The 16366-nt window shown below is 71.4% G+C and carries 18 protein-coding genes; 8 read left to right on the plus strand and 10 right to left on the minus strand.

The genetic code is table 11. The features are described 5' to 3' along the window. The first annotated feature begins 52 nt into the window (after positions 1–52). Positions 53–511 (plus strand): phage holin family protein, encoded by a 459-nt coding sequence (locus tag OHA91_RS17670; protein ID WP_031147632.1) that lies wholly within the window; start codon positions 53–55, stop codon positions 509–511. Further along, entirely contained in the window at positions 508–1467 is a 960-nt protein-coding gene (locus tag OHA91_RS17675) for an alpha/beta fold hydrolase (RefSeq protein WP_031147630.1), read from the plus strand. The genes OHA91_RS17670 and OHA91_RS17675 overlap by 4 nt, the downstream gene beginning before the upstream one ends. Positions 1468–1836: 369 nt before the next feature. On the opposite strand, the gene OHA91_RS17680 is transcribed toward OHA91_RS17675, so the two are convergent. The 3 genes from OHA91_RS17680 to nth form a co-directional block, all read right to left on the minus strand. Continuing rightward, positions 1837–3039 (minus strand): MarP family serine protease, encoded by a 1203-nt coding sequence (locus OHA91_RS17680; RefSeq protein ID WP_031147628.1) that lies wholly within the window; start codon positions 3037–3039, stop codon positions 1837–1839. Positions 3040–3052: 13 nt separating this feature from the next. After that, complete coding sequence (locus tag OHA91_RS17685) at positions 3053–3775, minus strand: NUDIX hydrolase (RefSeq protein ID WP_245240037.1); 723 nt, start codon at positions 3773–3775, stop codon at positions 3053–3055. Between the two features lie 74 nt (positions 3776–3849). Then, complete coding sequence (nth, locus tag OHA91_RS17690; protein WP_308289012.1) at positions 3850–4680, minus strand: endonuclease III; 831 nt, start codon at positions 4678–4680, stop codon at positions 3850–3852. Positions 4681–4968: 288 nt separating this feature from the next. Between nth and OHA91_RS17695 the strand changes: the two genes are divergently transcribed. Together OHA91_RS17695 and OHA91_RS17700 are read left to right on the plus strand one after the other, a co-directional pair. Then, entirely contained in the window at positions 4969–5643 is a 675-nt protein-coding gene (locus tag OHA91_RS17695) for a Crp/Fnr family transcriptional regulator (protein ID WP_003981529.1), read from the plus strand. A gap of 145 nt (positions 5644–5788) precedes the next feature. Then, on the plus strand, positions 5789–6682 hold the full coding sequence (locus OHA91_RS17700; RefSeq protein ID WP_328739599.1) for a nucleotidyltransferase domain-containing protein: 894 nt from the start codon (positions 5789–5791) through the stop codon (positions 6680–6682). Here OHA91_RS17700 and OHA91_RS17705 read toward each other — a convergent pair. From OHA91_RS17705 to OHA91_RS17725, 5 genes are all read right to left on the minus strand, one after another. Continuing rightward, positions 6612–6914, minus strand: a complete 303-nt coding sequence (locus OHA91_RS17705; RefSeq protein ID WP_328739600.1) for a hypothetical protein — start codon at positions 6912–6914, stop codon at positions 6612–6614. The two genes, OHA91_RS17700 and OHA91_RS17705, sit on opposite strands and share 71 nt — an antisense overlap. Next, a complete protein-coding gene (locus OHA91_RS17710) occupies positions 6911–7756 on the minus strand; it encodes an MBL fold metallo-hydrolase (protein ID WP_328739601.1) in 846 nt (281 codons plus the stop codon). The genes OHA91_RS17705 and OHA91_RS17710 overlap by 4 nt, the downstream gene beginning before the upstream one ends. Continuing rightward, the gene (locus OHA91_RS17715; RefSeq protein ID WP_031147617.1) at positions 7753–8661 is read right to left on the minus strand and encodes an NUDIX hydrolase; all 909 of its coding nucleotides are present in this window, start codon (positions 8659–8661) and stop codon (positions 7753–7755) included. Before OHA91_RS17715 ends, OHA91_RS17710 begins: the two co-directional genes overlap by 4 nt. A gap of 128 nt (positions 8662–8789) precedes the next feature. Continuing rightward, positions 8790–9263 (minus strand): RidA family protein, encoded by a 474-nt coding sequence (locus OHA91_RS17720; protein ID WP_030648108.1) that lies wholly within the window; start codon positions 9261–9263, stop codon positions 8790–8792. Further along, positions 9260–9421 carry a DUF4177 domain-containing protein gene (locus OHA91_RS17725; protein WP_007264966.1) on the minus strand — a complete coding sequence of 54 codons (162 nt, stop codon included), beginning with the start codon at positions 9419–9421 and terminating at the stop codon, positions 9260–9262. The genes OHA91_RS17720 and OHA91_RS17725 overlap by 4 nt, the downstream gene beginning before the upstream one ends. 72 nt (positions 9422–9493) lie before the next feature. Between OHA91_RS17725 and OHA91_RS17730 the strand changes: the two genes are divergently transcribed. Continuing rightward, a complete protein-coding gene (locus tag OHA91_RS17730) occupies positions 9494–10474 on the plus strand; it encodes an ArsA family ATPase (RefSeq protein ID WP_031147615.1) in 981 nt (326 codons plus the stop codon). Next, positions 10471–11724, plus strand: a complete 1254-nt coding sequence (locus tag OHA91_RS17735) for an ArsA family ATPase (protein ID WP_051892846.1) — start codon at positions 10471–10473, stop codon at positions 11722–11724. Before OHA91_RS17730 ends, OHA91_RS17735 begins: the two co-directional genes overlap by 4 nt. 29 nt (positions 11725–11753) lie before the next feature. Here the strand turns inward: OHA91_RS17735 and OHA91_RS17740 are convergent, their stop codons facing one another. Further along, positions 11754–12104, minus strand: coding sequence for a WhiB family transcriptional regulator (locus OHA91_RS17740; protein ID WP_030648100.1), 351 nt, complete (start codon positions 12102–12104; stop codon positions 11754–11756). A 385-nt stretch (positions 12105–12489) separates the two neighbouring features. Here OHA91_RS17740 and OHA91_RS17745 point away from each other — a divergent pair, with 385 nt between their 5' ends. Further along, a complete protein-coding gene (locus OHA91_RS17745; RefSeq protein ID WP_328739602.1) occupies positions 12490–14775 on the plus strand; it encodes a transglycosylase domain-containing protein in 2286 nt (761 codons plus the stop codon). A gap of 115 nt (positions 14776–14890) precedes the next feature. Here OHA91_RS17745 and OHA91_RS17750 read toward each other — a convergent pair whose 3' ends face one another. After that, positions 14891–15352 carry a GatB/YqeY domain-containing protein gene (locus OHA91_RS17750; protein WP_031147610.1) on the minus strand — a complete coding sequence of 154 codons (462 nt, stop codon included), beginning with the start codon at positions 15350–15352 and terminating at the stop codon, positions 14891–14893. 67 nt (positions 15353–15419) lie between these two features. On the opposite strand from OHA91_RS17750, the gene OHA91_RS17755 reads away from it, so the two are divergent. Continuing rightward, on the plus strand, positions 15420–16358 hold the full coding sequence (locus OHA91_RS17755; RefSeq protein WP_328739603.1) for a metallophosphoesterase: 939 nt from the start codon (positions 15420–15422) through the stop codon (positions 16356–16358). Positions 16359–16366: the final 8 nt, after the last annotated feature.

Consider the following 16366-nt stretch of genomic DNA (forward strand, 5'->3'; position numbering starts at 1 on the left):
AGGGACACACGCACGACCGCCGCCAGGTGGCGGACGACAGAGGGAGAGAGCGATGAGCGCAGTGGACCAAGAGGCGCAGGGAGCCGAGCGCACACTCGGCCAGCTGGTCGCCTCGGCCACCGCCGAGATGTCCGCCCTGGTTCACGACGAGATCGCCCTGGCGAAGGCGGAACTCCGCGAGGACGTCAAGCGCGTGGGCAGCGGTACCGCCTCCATCGCCGTCGCAGGAGTGTTCGCCGTCTTCTCCCTCCCGGTGCTGACCTTCGCCGCGGCGTACGGCATCCACAACCTGGGGCTCGGCCTGGCCTGGTCCTTCCTGATCGTCGGCGGCGCGTTCCTGCTGATCGCGGGCGTGCTCGCGCTGATCGCCGTACGGAAGTTCAAGAAGGTCAAGCCGCCGGAGAAGTCCATCGCCTCGGTCAAGCAGACCGCCGCGCTGGTCGGGACCGTCAAGCCGCACCCGCGGCCGGTCAGTGACAAGGCTGTGGGTGTGGCACGCTCGTCCTCATGACAGCGCCCACGCCGGACCCCAGCATTCCGCCCACGGCCGCCACAGCTGTGCGGCTCGGCCTCCCCGGCGGGGAAGCGGTGACGCACCGGGACGTGGCCGCCAACGGCGCCCGCTTCCACGTCGCCGAGCTCGGTGACGGACCCCTGGTGCTGTTGCTGCACGGCTTCCCGCAGTTCTGGTGGACGTGGCGGCACCAGCTGACCGCGCTCGCCGACGCCGGGTACCGGGCCGTCGCGATGGACCTGCGCGGGGTCGGCGGCAGCGACCGCACCCCGCGCGGCTACGACCCCGCCAACCTGGCCCTCGACATCACCGGGGTCATCCGGTCCCTCGGCGAGCCGGACGCCGCGCTCGTCGGGCACGACCTGGGCGGGTACCTCGCCTGGACGGCGGCCGTGATGCGGCCCAAGCTGGTGCGCCGGCTCGTCGTGTCGTCCATGCCCCACCCCCGGCGGTGGCGCTCGGCGATGCTGTCGGACTTCGGGCAGACCAGGGCGAGTTCCCACATCTGGGGCTTCCAGCGGCCGTTCGTCCCCGAGCGGCAGCTCGTCGCCGACGGCGGGGCCCTCGTGGGGGACCTGATCCGCGACTGGTCGGGGCCGCGGCCTCCCGAGGAGGAAGACCTCGCCGTGTACCGGCGGGCCATGTGCATCCCCTCCACCGCGCACTGCTCGATCGAGCCGTACCGCTGGATGATGCGGTCGATGGCCCGGCCCGACGGGCTCCAGTTCAACCGGCGGATGAAGCGCCCGGTCCGGGTGCCCACGCTGCACCTGCACGGTTCGCTCGACCCGGTGATGCGCACGCGCAGCGCCGCCGGATCCGGCGAGTACGTCGAAGCCCCGTACCGGTGGCGGCTGTTCGACGGGCTCGGGCACTTCCCGCACGAGGAGGACCCCGTCGCCTTCTCGACCGAGCTGGTGAACTGGCTGAAGGACCCCGAGCCCGACCGCTGACCGCCCGCCGTCCGAACGGCAGTTCAGTAGTCGGATCGTCTTACGAGCATTCAATTGCCCCGCGCATAGGCCAATTGGCCGCCCCGTACGGGATTACGGACCTTGGGGCCCGGGCACAGAGCCGAGTATGAGCTGGACGCACGACTACGGTGACACCGCGCACGAACGCCGCTCGGCAGCTACGCCGGGCACGCACGAGGGGGCCGGCCGCCACGGCCACGACCCACACCTCGGGATTCCCCGCATCCTGCGCCGCCGGGCCCGCTGGGTCTCCGCACGCCTGCGGCATCCACGGACGTAGGGTGTCTTGTCGATCATGCCGGGCCTGATCGACAAGACACCCTCCAGGGACCCGGCGGGGGCGCCGCGTCAGAGGGCGCAGCCCTGGCTCTCGACCCGGCGCTCGGCCGTCCGGCCCTTCTCGATGTCGTCGCGGATCTCGTCCACGGTGAGCGCGTAGCCGGTGTTCGGGTCGTCGAGGGACTTCGCGAACACGACCCCGTACACCTTGCCGTCGGGCGTCAGCAGCGGGCCGCCGGAATTGCCCTGGCGGACCGTCGCGAACAGCGAGTACACGTCCCGTCGGACAGTACCGCGGTGGTAGATGTCCGGTCCGTTGGCATTGATCCGGCCGCGGACCCGGGCCGCGCGGACGTCGTACGCGCCGTTCTCCGGGAAGCCGGCGACGATCGCGTCGCTGCCGCTCGCCGCGTCCTTGTCGGTGAACTCCAGCGGCGGCGCCTTCAGCTTGGGCACGTCCAGGACGGCGATGTCGCGCTCCCAGTCGTAGAGCACGACCTTGCCGTCGTAGAGCTTGCCCTCGCCGCCGATCTGCACGGTCGGCTCGCCGACCCCGCCCACGACGTGCGCGTTGGTCATGACCTTGCCGGGCGCGAAAACGAAGCCCGTGCCCTCCAGGACCTTGCTGCAACTGGGCGCCGTGCCGACGACCTTCACGATCGAGCGCTTCGCCACGTCCGCGACGGGACTGGTGGCGAGCGCCGGATCGGGCGCCCTCACCTCGGTGATGGGCTCGTTGGAGAACGGGCTGAACACCTGCGGGAAGCCGTTGCGCGCGAGGGTGGAGCTGAATTCCGAGAACCAGCTGTTCGCCTGGTCGGGCAGCACCCGCGAAACGCCCAGCAGCACCTTGGAGTTTCGGACCTCCTTGCCCAGGGTGGGCAGCGAGGTGCCGGCGAGCGCCGAGCCGATCAGCCAGGCCACGAGGAGCATCGCGACGACGTTGACCAGGGCTCCGCCGGTGGCGTCGAGCACGCGCGCCGGCGTTCCGGTGATCTGGCGTCGGAGTTTGCCCCCGAGGTGGGTGGTCAGCGCCTGGCCGACCGAGGCGCAGATGATGATCGCCACGACGGCGATGACGACGACCGTGGTGGACACCTGGGTGCCGTTGTCGGTCACCCGGTCCCAGATCAGCGGGAGCAGGGCAACGGCGACGAGGCCACCGCCCAGGAAGCCGATCACCGACAGGATGCCGACGACGAACCCCTGGCGGTAGCCGACGATCGCGAACCATACGGCGGCGAGCAGCAACAGGATGTCCAGCACGTTCACGTGGGCCACCGTCTCATGCGTGCCAGTCGAGCGGGACCTGGCGTGATCGGTCCCACGGGCGTTCCCAGCCGGCGAAGTGGAGGATCCGGTCGATCACCCCGGCCGTGAAACCCCAGACCAGGGCCGATTCGACGGTGAATCCGGGGCCCAGGTGGCCCCGCGGGTGGACCGTCGTGACCCGGTGCTCGGGATCCGTGAGGTCGGCCACCGGAACCGTGAACACCCGGGCCGTCTCGGCCGGGTCCACGACGCCGACCGGGCTGGGGGTGTGCCACCAGCCGAGGACCGGGGTCACGACGAACTCGCTGACCGGGATGTAGAGCCGGGGCAGCACCCCGAAGAGCTGGACCCCGGATGGATCGAGTCCCGTTTCTTCCTCGGCCTCGCGCAGCGCGGCCGCCAGCGGGCCGGTGGTGTGCGGATCCCCGTCCTCGGGATCCAGCGCGCCGCCCGGGAAGGACGGCTGGCCCGCGTGCGAGCGGAGGGTGCCGGCGCGCTCCATCAGGAGCAGCTCCGGGCCGCGGGACCCCTCTCCGAAGAGGATGAGGACGGCGGACTGCCGCCCCCGGCCGTCCTCGGGCGGCAGGAACCGGCTCAGCTGCCGCGGCTCCACGGTCCGGGCCGCCTCGACGACGGGATCGAGCCAGTCGGGCAGCCCCGCGGTGGTGACGGCCGGGCCGCCCCCCTCGCGCACTCCCGCAGTGACCCCGGCCTCGTCCCGTGTACCGCGCGTCATAGGCACCCCTGTCCGCGTTCCTCTGTCAACAGCGTCTCCCACACCGCAAACGCGGTCCGGGTACCGAATCGTTCCTACGCCTGCTGCGCCGCGCCCGCGCCCAGCGGCGGGGCGGGCAGGCCCGGGTAGTCCGGGGGCGGGCTCAGCCGCTGGCCCGGCTGGCCGCCCTTCTCGTACTTGAGCAGCTTCTTCGCCTTCTCCGGGTCCGTCTCGCCCTCCCCGTACGCCGGGCAGAGCGGGGCGATCGGGCAGGCCCCGCAGGCGGGCTTGCGGGCGTGGCAGATGCGGCGGCCGTGGAAGACGACCCGGTGCGAGAGCATCGTCCACTCGCTCTTCGGGAAGATCGCGCAGATCTCCGCCTCGACCTTCTCCGGGTCCTCCTGGTCGGTCCACTTCCAGCGGCGCACCAGCCGGCCGAAGTGGGTGTCCACCGTGATCCCGGGGACGCCGAAGGCGTTGCCGAGGACCACGTTGGCGGTCTTGCGGCCGACGCCCGGCAGCTTGACCAGGTCCTCCAGCCGTCCCGGCACCTCCCCGCCGTGGTCGTCCCGCAGCGCCTGCGAGAGGCCCAGCAGCGACCTGGCCTTCATTCGGAAGAACCCGGTCGGGCGGATGAGCTCCTCCAGATCCTCCGGGACGGCCGCGGCCATGTCCTCGGGGGTCGGATAGGCCGCGAAGAGCGCCGGGGTCGTCTGGTTCACCCGCAGGTCGGTGGTCTGTGCGGACAGCACCGTCGCGACGAGGAGTTCGAAGGGATTGCGGAAGTCGAGCTCCGGATGGGCGTACGGGTAGGTCTCGGCCAGCTCTCGGTTGATGCGGCGCGCCCGGCGCACCATGGCCAGGCGGGATTCCGGCTTGGCAGCCGTCGGTTTCTTGGCCGAAACTTTGCCCTGAGGGGCGGTCACGGCCTTCGGGGGCGCCTCCGAAGGACCTTGTTCGCCCACAGCTGAATTTTGGGCGTCCGTCACTCCTGCGGACCCCTTGGCCTGTGCTCTCACCGGCTTATTGGACACCCGGCCAGCCTAAGGCCGGGCGCTGACACCCGCCCGGACCTCAGGTAACACCACTCCGATTGGCCTCTCGCCGCACAGCACGCCCGTCCGTCCGGCATCCTTGTGATTGATCGCACTGTTTGAGCCGTCCGGCAAAATGGGGAGCGGTCCCCTGAGCTGGTCGACATAGGAGAGAGACTCGTGGACGACGTTCTGCGGCGCGCCCCGCTCTTCGCGGCGCTCGATGACGAGCAGGCCGCGGAGCTCCGCGCCTCCATGGGCGAGGTGACCCTCGCACGCGGTGACGCCCTGTTCCACGAGGGCGACCCCGGCGACCGGCTGTATGTCGTGACCGAGGGCAAGGTGAAGCTGCACCGCACCTCCCCCGACGGCCGCGAGAACATGCTGGCCGTCCTCGGCCCCGGCGAGCTGATCGGCGAGCTGTCGCTCTTCGACCCGGGCCCGCGCACCGCCACCGCCACCGCGCTGACCGAGGTCAAGCTGCTCGGCCTCGGCCACGGCGACCTCCAGCCCTGGCTCAACGCCCGGCCCGAGGTCGCGACCGCGCTGCTGCGCGCCGTCGCCCGGCGCCTGCGCAAGACCAACGACCAGATGTCCGACCTGGTCTTCTCCGACGTTCCCGGCCGCGTGGCCCGGGCGCTCCTCGACCTGTCGCGCCGCTTCGGCGTGCAGTCGGAGGAGGGCATCCACGTCGTCCACGACCTCACGCAGGAAGAGCTCGCGCAGCTCGTCGGCGCCTCCCGCGAGACCGTGAACAAGGCCCTGGCCGACTTCGCGGGCCGCGGCTGGCTCCGCCTGGAGGCCCGTGCGGTGATCCTGCTGGACGTGGAGCGCCTCGCGAAGCGTTCCCGCTGACGGCACCCGCAGTCGCATCAGAAGGGTCCTGCCCGGCCGGGCAGGACCCTTCTGCGTGCCCGGGCGGGTCCGTTTCGCGGGGGCTCCTCCCCGCCCGCCCCCGCGCCTCGGACGCCGACGGGGCCGACCTGTGCACAGTGGAGGTATGGAGCACAGGGGTCTGGACGCCTACGGGTACTTCGAGCGGGAGGGCTCCCTCGGGCAGGTGCAGGGCGAGTTCCGAGGGGTCGTGGCCGCCGCGCGCGCGAGAACGGCCGAGGCGTACGGGCGCCGGCTGCACAGCGCGTACCTGTACGGGTCCGTGCCGCGCGGGAGCGCCCGGCCCGGGCGCTCCGACCTCGACCTGCTGCTCGTCCTGCACCACGCGCCCTCGGACGACGACCGCGACACCGCCGAGGTCCTCGCGCGCGGCATCGACGAGGACTTCGAGGAGATCGACGGGGTCGGCGTCCTGCTGCACGACAAGGACACCGTGCTGAGCGAGGAGGAACGATTCGACCTGGGCTGGTTCCTCGCCTGCCTGTGCACCCCGCTGCTCGGCGCGGACCTGGCCGAGCACCTGCCGCGCTACCGGCCGGACAGCCTGCTCGCCCGTGAGACCAACGGCGACCTCGCCTCGCTCCTGCCCAGGTGGCGGACGAGCCTGCGGGAGGCCTCCGGACCGCAGGAGTACCGGAGGCTGAGCCGGCTCTTCGCACGCCGCCTGGTGCGCACGGGATTCACGCTGGTCATGCCCCGGTGGGGTGGCTGGACCAGCGATCTGACCGAGTCCGCGGAGGTCTTCGGCAGCTTCTACCCGGAGCGCGCCGCCCAGATGCGGGCCGCGGCCGCGGTGGCCCTGGATCCGGTCGAGGACCCGGCCGTCCCGCGCTCCTACGTCGAGGACCTCGGCCCGTGGCTGGCGGACGAGTACACGGCCCGCCACGGCACCAAGACGCGGCTCCCCCGCGCGGGGGCGGCGCCTGGGCCTAGTTCTTCTGCAGGCGGACGGCGAGGGCGTCGACGGCCAGCTTGGCCTCCGCCAGGCCCGCGCCGGTGATGCGGCGGTAGGCCTTGATCGCCGAGATCTGCCGGTCCTCGCGGATCAGGGCCCGCACCTCGTCCATGCCCGCCGGCTCCGGCTCCTCGATGCCCAGGTGGTCCAGCAGCAGCGCCAGGCGGCGCTCCGTCCGGTCCGCCTGCACCTGGAGGCTCCTCACGCGCAGCGACACCGTCGAGGTGATCCACCCGGCGGTGCCTATGAGCATGACGAGCAGGAACACGGTGTTCATTCGGGCCTTCCAGGGATCAGTCCGTGATCTTGAAGGTACTCGAGCTGGGCGCGGACGGACCATTGCGCCGCCGGCCACAGGGAGCGGTCCACGTCCGCGTACACCTGGGCGACGACCGCCTCGGGCGTGGTGAAGCCGTTCTCGACGGCCGTCTCGACCTGCGCCAGCCGGTGCGCCCGGTGGGCCAGGTAGTACTCCACGGCGCCCTGCGCGTCCTCCAGGACCGGCCCGTGCCCCGGCAGGACGGTGTGCACGCCGTCGTCCACGGTGAGGGAGCGCAGACGCCGCAGGGAATCCAGGTAGTCGCCGAGGCGGCCGTCGGGGTGCGCGACCACCGTGGTGCCGCGGCCGAGGATGGTGTCGCCGGTCAGCACCGCCCGGTCGGCGGGCAGGTGGAAGCAGAGCGAGTCGCTGGTGTGGCCCGGGGTCGGGACCACGCGCAGCTCCAGCCCGCCGGTCCGGATCACGTCCCCGGCGGCGAGGCCCTCGTCGCCGAGGCGCAGGGCCGGATCCAGCGCGCGCACCTTGGTGCCGGTGAGTTCGGCGAAGCGGCCGGCGCCCGCCGCGTGGTCGGGGTGTCCGTGGGTGAGCAGGGTGAGTGCGACCCGCTTGCCCGCCTGCTCGGCGGTGGCGACGACCGCCCGCAGGTGGGCCTCGTCCAGCGGGCCGGGGTCGATGACGACGGCGAGGTCCGAGCCCGGCTCGGACAGCAGCCAGGTGTTGGTGCCGTCCAGGGTCATCGCCGACGGGTTGGGGGCCAGTACGTTCACCGCGCGTGCGGTCGCCGGCCCGGAGGCGACGAATCCGCGGGGCTGTCCGGGCAGTGCTACGGCGTCGCTCATGCGGGACCTCCGGGGCCTCCGGGGCGCCCGCGACGGACGCGCTTGGTGAACTCTTCGTGGCCCGGCCAGCTGAGCACCACCTCGCCGCCCTCCAGAGCGGCCTGCGCCAGCACGGGGGCGAGGTCCTGGGCCCCGGCCGCCGCGAGCGCGTCCGCGGCGCTCCCGTACGGCTCCAGGGAGCGCAGCGTGGAGATGGTGGGCGGCATCATCAGCAGCTCGCCCTTGTCGTAGCCGCCGGCGGCGTCGGCCGGGCGGATCCAGACGGTCCGGTCGGCCTCGGTGGAGGCGTTGCGGGTGCGCTGTCCCTCGGGGAGGGCGGCCACGAAGAACCAGGTGTCGTAGCGGCGCGGCTCGAACTCGGGGGTGATCCAGCGCGCCCACGCCCCGAGCAGGTCGGAGCGCAGCCACAGGCCGCGGCGTTCGAGGAAGTCCGCGAAGGACAGCTCCCGGGCCACGAGGGCCCGCCGGTCCGCCTCCCAGTCGTCACCGGTGGTGTCGCCGACGACGGTGTCCGGGCTCGGGCCGGCGAGCAGGACGCCCGCCTCCTCGAAGGTCTCCCGCACGGCGCCGCAGACGATGGCCTGGGCGGTACGGGGGTCGGTCCCGAGCCGGGCCGCCCAGTCCGCCTGGGAGGGGCCCGCCCAGCCGACGTGGTGCTCCTCGTCGCGGGGGTCCACCCCACCGCCCGGATAGGCGTACGCGCCGCCGGCGAAGGCCATGGAGGCCCTCCTGCGCAGCATGTGGACGACGGGCCCGTCCGGGGTGTCGCGCAGGAGCATCACGGTGGCGGCGAGCCGCGGTTCCACCGGGGTGAGCGAGCCGTCCGCGAGCGCGCGGATGCGGTCGGGCCATTCGGGCGGGTACCACTGGCCCCCGGCGGGGGGCTGCTGCTGACCATTCGGCATGGCCGGATGCTACGGCCATCCGGCCCGATGTTCGAGGGTCACCCTTTCACCGGCCGCCGCGCGGCGGCCGGAACGGGGCGGGCCCGGCAGGCGGCGCCGCGCCCCGGTCCGTAGGGCTCCCGCGGGGATCAGGCTCCGGGGACCAGCTCGACCTGGATCTCGACCTCGACGGGCGCGTCGAGCGGCAGGACCGCCACACCGACGGCGCTGCGGGCGTGGACGCCCTTCTCACCGAGGACGGCGCCCAGCAGCTCGCTCGCGCCGTTCAGCACGCCCGGCTGGCCGGTGAAGTCGGGGGCCGAGGCGACGAAGCCGACGACCTTCACGACACGCGCGATCTTGTCGAGGTCGCCGACGACCGACTTGACGGCGGCCAGGGCGTTCAGCGCGCAGGTGGCCGCCAGTTCCTTGGCCTGCTCCGGCGAGACCTCGGCGCCGACCTTGCCGGTGACCGGCATGCTGCCCTTGACCATCGGGAGCTGGCCCGCGGTGTAGACGTAGGCGCCCGACCGCACGGCCGGCTGGTACGTGGCCAGCGGCGGGACGACCTCGGGCAGGGTCAGGCCGAGCTCGGCCAGCTTCGCGTCGACGACGCCGCTCATGCCTTCTCCCGCTTGAGGTAGGCCACGAGCTGCTCGGGGTTGTTCGGGCCGGGCACGACCTGGACGAGCTCCCAGCCGTCCTCGCCCCAGGTGTCCAGGATCTGCTTGGTGGCGTGGACCAGCAGCGGGACCGTCGCGTATTCGAACTTCTTGGTCATGGGAGCGAGGGTAGTGCCTGTGATGCGGGGCTCATGCGCGCCCCGGGAGGCGAGTGGTTAGGCTCGGTCGATGTGAGCAGGCTCCAGGTGGTCAGCGGCAAGGGCGGCACCGGCAAGACCACGGTCGCCGCGGCACTCGCGCTTGCCCTCGCGCGCGAGGGCAGACGGACTCTTCTGGTGGAGGTCGAGGGCAGGCAGGGGCTCGCGCAGCTCTTCGGCGCCGAGGCGCTCCCCTACGAGGAACGGAAGATCGCGGTGGCGCCCGGCGGGGGCGAGGTCTTCGCGCTCGCCATCGACGCCGAGCGGGCGCTGCTGGACTACCTCCAGATGTTCTACAAGCTCGGCTCGGCCGGACGCGCGCTCAAGAAGCTGGGGGCCATCGACTTCGCGACGACCATCGCCCCCGGCCTGCGCGACGTGCTGCTGACCGGCAAGGCGTGCGAGGCGGTGCGCCGCAAGGACAAGGCCGGGCGGTACGTCTACGACCACGTGGTCATGGACGCGCCGCCGACCGGGCGGATCACCCGGTTCCTGAACGTCAACGACGAGGTGGCGGGCCTGGCCCGGTTCGGCCCGATCCACAACCAGGCACAGGCCGTCATGAAGGTGCTCAAGTCCCCCGAGACGGCGGTGCACCTGGTCACCCTCCTGGAGGAGATGCCCGTCCAGGAGACCGCGGACGGCATCGAGGAGCTGCGCGGGGCGGGGCTGCCGGTCGGCCGGGTCGTCGTCAACATGGTCCGCCCGCACCACCTGGACGAGGACACCCTGCGCACCGCGGCCGAGGACCACCGCGCCGGGGTCGCGAAGGCGCTGTCGCGGGCGGGCCTGGGCGGAGCGCGCCGCGGCGGACTGGCGGAGCGGCTCGTCGAGCCGCTGCTCGCGCAGGCCTCCGAGCACGCGGGCCGGGTGGAGCTGGAGCGCGCGCAGCGCGCCGTACTGGCGGGCCTGGACCTGCCGACGTACGAACTGCCCCTGCTCGGGGCGGGGATGGATCTGGCCGGGCTCTACGAGCTGGCCAAGGAACTTCGGAAGCAGTCGGTGGCCGAATGAGCGAGGGGGTGGACACGGTGGGACTCGACACTCCGCCGCGGCTGGCGGTCGACCGGCTGCTGGACGACCGGGAGACCCGCATCATCGTGTGCTGCGGGGCGGGCGGCGTCGGCAAGACCACCACGGCCGCGGCACTGGGCGTACGGGCGGCCGCGCGGGGGCGGAAGGCGGTCGTGCTGACCATCGACCCGGCGCGGCGGCTCGCGCAGTCGATGGGGATCGACTCGCTGGACAACACCCCGCGCAGGGTCGCTACCGCGGGCGGGGACGGCGGCGAACTGCACGCCATGATGCTGGACATGAAGCGGACCTTCGACGAGATCGTCGAAGCGCACGCCGACGCCGAGCGCGCCCGCGCCATCCTCGCCAACCCCTTCTACCAGTCGCTGTCGGCCGGCTTCGCGGGCACGCAGGAGTACATGGCGATGGAGAAGCTCGGGCAGCTGCGGGCCCGGGACGACTGGGACCTGATCATCGTGGACACCCCGCCGAGCCGGTCGGCGCTGGACTTCCTGGATGCCCCGGGGCGCCTGGGGTCCTTCCTGGACGGGAAGTTCATCCGGGTGCTGATGGCGCCGGCGAAGGTGGGCGGCCGGGCCGGGATGAAGTTCCTGAACGTCGGCATGTCGATGATGACCGGCACCCTCAGCAAACTGATGGGGGCTTCGCTGCTGAAGGACGTACAGACCTTCGTGGCGGCGATGGACACGATGTTCGGCGGCTTCCGCACCCGAGCCGACGCGACCTTCCGGCTGCTCCAGGCGCCCGGTACGGCCTTCCTGGTGGTCGCGGCGCCCGAACCGGACGCCCTGCGCGAGGCGGCGTACTTCGTGGAGCGGCTGGCCGCTGAGCGGATGCCGCTCGCCGGTCTGGTGCTCAACCGTGTGCACGGCAGCGGCGCCGACCAGCTGTCCGCCGAACGGGCGTTGGCCGCCGCAGAGAATCTTGAAGAAGGCGGCATTGTCGATCAGGAGTCCGGGAAAGCTGGACTTCGTGACACGGCCGCCGAACCCCCCGGCGCCGATGACGACACCACGGCCGTCGACCGGATCACGGCAGGACTGCTGCGCCTGCACGCCGAACGCATGCAGGTGATCGCGCGTGAGCAGCGCACGCGTGATCGCTTCACCTCGCTCCACCCCGAGGTGGCGGTGGCCGAAGTGGCCGCCCTGCCCGGCGATGTGCACGACCTCGCCGGGCTGCGGGCCATCGGAGAACGACTCGCGGCCGGGGTGCCGGCCGGAGCGTAGGCGTTCGTACGGGGTGGCGGCCGCGTGTTCTACCCGGCTGCCGCGTACGTCTCGTACGGAACGTCGATCTCCGCGTCTGCATCCATGGTGAGGATGCCCGTGCTGCGCTCGTACTCCGTACGGGCGGTTTCGAGCAGCCGTCGCCACGAGGTGACGGTGGGACGCCGGCGCAGCAGCGCACGTCGTTCCCGCTCGGTCATTCCGCCCCACACGCCGAACTCGACGCGGTTGTCGAGCGCATCGGCCAGGCATTCGGTCCGCACCGGACATCCGGTGCACACCGCCTTGGCCCTGTTCTGTGCCGCTCCTTGAACAAACAGTTCATCCGGATCGGTAGTGCGGCAGGCTGCCTGCGCACTCCAGTCGGTAACCCAGCCCATCCCGGCGCCGTCCTCTCCCGAATCGAGGCTCCCCCACGGCGGTAGCGGCATATTCACCGCTGCCAGTTGAGGACGTTACGGAAGGCGGGCACAGTGCAACACCCCCGACGGGCCCAATCTTGAATGGTCCGAACGGACTATGGGTAAGCGGCAGATCACCCGACGGAGTGATCCGGCGACATGCCCGACCATTCCGACGATTCGGGTGTAATCGGCGGATCGAGTTCACCGCGGCAGCGAGATTCGGACATCAGTCCACCCCATTCGGGAAGGGTGAAAATCAAGCCGAGGGGTTGATGTCGCACCGGACTGCTGTGACAGTTGGGGTCAGCTTAGGCCAAGGCATTCGCGCGTGTCCGGCGAATCAGAACGTAGGCTGCCCTCCATGGGAAAGAAGCGCTCGGGCGGCGGGCTCACCGGGAGCCAGCAGGCCGCCAAGTTCCTCGGGGTGTCCGTTCTCTCCGGAGTCGTGCTGGCGGGCATGGCGATTCCGGCTGCAGGCGCCCTGGGACTGGCCGCCAAGGGCACGGTCGAGGGATTCGACGAGATCCCGGCCAATCTCAAGACACCGCCGCTGAGCCAGCGGACCACGATTCTGGACGCCGAGGGTGGCTTGATCGCCACCGTCTATTCGCGCGACCGCCAGGTGGTCCCGCTCACGTCGATCTCCCCGTACATGCAGAAGGCCATCGTCGCCATCGAGGACTCGCGTTTCTACGAGCACGGCGCCGTCGACCTCAAGGGCATCCTGCGCGCGGTCAACCGCAACGCGCAGGAGGGCGGCGCGGCGCAGGGCGCGTCCACGCTCACCCAGCAGTACGTGAAGAACGTGTTCGTCGAAGAGGCCGGCGACGACGAGACCAAGGTGCGCGAGGCCCAGGAGAAGAGCCTCGGCCGCAAGATCCGCGAGCTGAAGTACTCGATCCAGGTCGAGGAGGAGCTCGGGAAGAAGAAGATCCTCGAGAACTACCTCAACATCACCTACTTCGGCCAGCAGGCCTACGGGATCGAATCCGCGGCCCAGCGGTACTTCAGCAAGCCGGCCAAGGACCTGACCCTGGAGGAGTCCGCGCTCCTGGCGGGCGTCGTGCAGTCGCCGAGCCGCTACGACCCGGTGAACGACAACCAGGAGGCGACGAAGCGCCGCAACATCGTCCTCCAGCGGATGGCCGACACCAAGGACGTCTCGCAGGCGGAGGCCGACGCGGCGAAGGCGAAGCCGGTCACGCTGAAGGTCACCAAGCCCAAGAACGGCTGCATCACGGCGGTCAAGGGCGCGGGCTTCTTCTGCGACTACGTGCGCAACTCCTTCCTGACCGACCCGGTCTTCGGCAAGACCCGCGAGGAGCGGGCGAAGGTCTGGAACAAGGGCGGCCTGACCGTACGCACGACCCTGGACCCGCAGTCGCAGGACGCGGCCAACGAGTCGATCAAGGACCACGTCTACCAGGAGGACGCGATCGCGACGGCTGTGACCATGGTCCAGCCGGGCACCGGACGGGTGCTGGCGATGGGCCAGTCCAAGCCGTACGGCTTCGGCAAGAACGAGACGCAGATCAACTACTCCGTGGACAAGCGGATGGGCGGCTCGAACTTCGGCTTCCAGGTCGGTTCGACCTTCAAGCCGTTCATCGCCGCCGCCGCCCTGGAGCGGGGCATGCCCCCGACGAAGGTCTACGGTGCCCCGAACAAGCTCGACTACCCGAGCCCGATCTCCCGCTGCGACGGCTCGCAGTACATCAACACCCAGAAGGAATCGGCGGAGAACGAGACCGAGGACGAGGTCGGCCCCTACGCGCTGCGTACGGCGATGGAGAAGTCGATCAACACCTACTTCGTCGAGATGATCTCCGAGATCGGCCTGTGCCCGGTGTCGGAGATGGCGGCGAAGCTCGGCGTGGTGCCGGCGAGCGGCGCGAAGCTGGCCGACGGCCCCGCCATCGCACTCGGCTCGGAGGAGATGTCCCCGCTGACGATGGCCAACGCGTACGCGGCCTTCGCCAACCGGGGCGTCTACTGCACCCCGGTCGCCATCGAGTCGATCACCGACGCGCACGGCAAGGCGCTCGCGGTGCCCAAGAGCAAGTGCGAGCGGGCGATGTCGCAGAACACCGCCGACACCATCAACACCCTGCTGAGCGGCGTGGTCGACTCCGGCACCGGTGAGCGGGCCGGCCTGACCGACCGCGACAGCGCGGGCAAGACCGGTACGACGGACTCCCGCTACAACGCCTGGTTCGTGGGCTACACCCCGAACGTCTCCGGCGCGGTGTGGGTCGGCTCGGGCGGCGCGAAGAAGATCACGATGGAGAACATCACCATCGGCGGCCGGGGCTACGACAAGGTCTTCGGCGGTGGCCTGCCCGGCCCGATCTGGAAGGACGCCATCACGGGCGCGCTGTCCGGCCGCGAGGCCCTGCGCTTCACCACGGTCCACATCACCGAACCGAACGTGCCCTCCGGCGGCCCCCGCGGCAACAAGCCGTCCACCAGCCCGAGCCGGCCCGGCAAGCCCGGCGGCGACGGCAAGCCCGGCGGGCGGCCCGGCGGCCAGAACGCGGGCCAGACGGGCGGCGGCGCCACGGGCGGCGGCGCCGGCCAGCCGGACAACCCCTTCCCCGGCATCACGATCGACCCGGACACGGTGATCGGCGGCCGCGACGGCCAGTAGCCGCGGAGCGCGGTAGCCGCAGCGGGCGGTACGCGGCAACGACACGAGGGAGGGCCCCGGCCGATTCGGCCGGGGCCCTCCCTCTTACGTCTTACGTCTTACGTCTTGCGGCCTCTCAGGAGAGCGCCTTCTTCACGGCAGCGGCGACACGCCCGCCCTCCGCCAGACCGGCGACCTTCGGGTTCACGATCTTCATGACGGCGCCCATGGCCCGCGGCCCCTCGGCACCCGCCGACCGGGCCTCCTCGACGGCCTCCGCCACGATCCCGGCGAGCTCCTCGTCGGAGAGCTGCTTGGGCAGGTAGGTGTCCAGGAACTCGCCCTCGGCGCTCTCGCGCGCGGCCTGCTCGGGACGACCACCCTGCGCGAAGGCGTCCGCGGCCTCACGGCGCTTCTTCGCCTCCTTGGCGATCACCTTGAGGACTTCCTCATCGGAGAGCACACGGGCCTCCTTGCCCGCGACCTCCTCCTTGGTGATGGCGGAAAGGGTCAGGCGCAGCGTGGACGAGTGCAGCTCGTCGCGCGCCTTGATGGCGGTGGTGAGGTCTTCCTGGAGCTTGGCCTTGAGCGTGGTCATGCAGGTGAGTGTGCCAGGTACGGGGACGGTGGCGCTCACCTGTTTTCCCGTCTGCGACGATGGGTCCATGCGTGCGCGTTACGGAGTACCACTGAAAGCGGCTGCCGGAATCGCTGCGGTGGGGGCCGCGGGTGTGGCTTACGCCGCCGGTTTCGAGGCGCGGTCCTTCCGGCTGCGCCGGGTCACGGTGCCGGTCCTTCCCCGGGGGATGCGCCCGCTGCGCGTGCTCCAGGTCTCGGACATCCACATGGTCGGCGGGCAGCGCAAGAAGCGCGCCTGGCTGCAGTCCCTGGCCGGCCTGCGCCCCGACTTCGTCGTGAACACCGGCGACAACCTCTCGGACACCGAGGGCGTCCCCGAGGTCCTCGACGCCCTCGGCCCGCTGATGTCCTTCCCCGGCGTGTACGTCTTCGGGTCGAACGACTACTACGGGCCGCGGCTGCGCAACCCCGCGCGCTACCTGGTCGAGAAGGTCCAGGGCCGACACGGGCTGAACGGCAACAAGCCGGTCGTCGGCGCCGTGCACAACCCGTGGGAGGAGCTGCGGGACGCCTTCGACGCGGCGGGCTGGCTGAACCTCACCAACACCCGGGCCCGGATGAAGCTGGAAGGGCTGGAGCTGGCCTTCACCGGGCTCGACGACCCGCACATCAAGCGGGACCGCTACGCGAGCGTCGCCGGCGGGCCGGAGGCGGACGCGGACTTCTCGCTGGCCGTGGTGCACGCCCCGTACCTGCGGGTCCTCGATTCCTTCACCGCCGACCGGTACCCGCTGATCCTCGCGGGCCACACCCACGGCGGACAGCTGTGCATCCCCTTCTACGGGGCGCTGGTCACCAACTGCGACCTGGACACGGAGCGGGTGAAGGGGCTGTCCGCGCACGAGGCGGCGGGCCACCGCTCCTACCTGCACGTCTCGGCCGGCTGCGGCACGAACCGCTTCACCCCGGTCCGCTTCGCCTGCCCGCCGGAGGCGACGCTCCTGACGCTGACCCCGAAGGAGTAGGGCCCCGC

This window comes from Streptomyces erythrochromogenes (assembly GCF_036170895.1).
GTDB classification, from domain to species: domain Bacteria; phylum Actinomycetota; class Actinomycetes; order Streptomycetales; family Streptomycetaceae; genus Streptomyces; species Streptomyces erythrochromogenes.

Bases quoted from the DNA above. Each gene is read 5' to 3' on its own strand.
- OHA91_RS17670 (WP_031147632.1), top strand. From the start codon at position 53: ATGAGCGCAGTGGACCAAGAGGCGCAGGGAGCCGAGCGCACACTCGGC.
- OHA91_RS17675 (WP_031147630.1), top strand. From the start codon at position 508: ATGACAGCGCCCACGCCGGACCCCAGCATTCCGCCCACGGCCGCCACA.
- OHA91_RS17685 (WP_245240037.1), bottom strand. From the start codon at position 3,775: ATGACGCGCGGTACACGGGACGAGGCCGGGGTCACTGCGGGAGTGCGC.
- OHA91_RS17700 (WP_328739599.1), top strand. From the start codon at position 5,789: ATGGAGCACAGGGGTCTGGACGCCTACGGGTACTTCGAGCGGGAGGGC.
- OHA91_RS17705 (WP_328739600.1), bottom strand. From the start codon at position 6,914: ATGAACACCGTGTTCCTGCTCGTCATGCTCATAGGCACCGCCGGGTGG.
- OHA91_RS17710 (WP_328739601.1), bottom strand. From the start codon at position 7,756: ATGAGCGACGCCGTAGCACTGCCCGGACAGCCCCGCGGATTCGTCGCC.
- OHA91_RS17715 (WP_031147617.1), bottom strand. From the start codon at position 8,661: ATGCCGAATGGTCAGCAGCAGCCCCCCGCCGGGGGCCAGTGGTACCCG.
- OHA91_RS17720 (WP_030648108.1), bottom strand. From the start codon at position 9,263: ATGAGCGGCGTCGTCGACGCGAAGCTGGCCGAGCTCGGCCTGACCCTG.
- OHA91_RS17725 (WP_007264966.1), bottom strand. From the start codon at position 9,421: ATGACCAAGAAGTTCGAATACGCGACGGTCCCGCTGCTGGTCCACGCC.
- OHA91_RS17735 (WP_051892846.1), top strand. From the start codon at position 10,471: ATGAGCGAGGGGGTGGACACGGTGGGACTCGACACTCCGCCGCGGCTG.
- OHA91_RS17740 (WP_030648100.1), bottom strand. From the start codon at position 12,104: ATGGGCTGGGTTACCGACTGGAGTGCGCAGGCAGCCTGCCGCACTACC.
- OHA91_RS17745 (WP_328739602.1), top strand. From the start codon at position 12,490: ATGGGAAAGAAGCGCTCGGGCGGCGGGCTCACCGGGAGCCAGCAGGCC.
- OHA91_RS17750 (WP_031147610.1), bottom strand. From the start codon at position 15,352: ATGACCACGCTCAAGGCCAAGCTCCAGGAAGACCTCACCACCGCCATC.
- OHA91_RS17755 (WP_328739603.1), top strand. From the start codon at position 15,420: ATGCGTGCGCGTTACGGAGTACCACTGAAAGCGGCTGCCGGAATCGCT.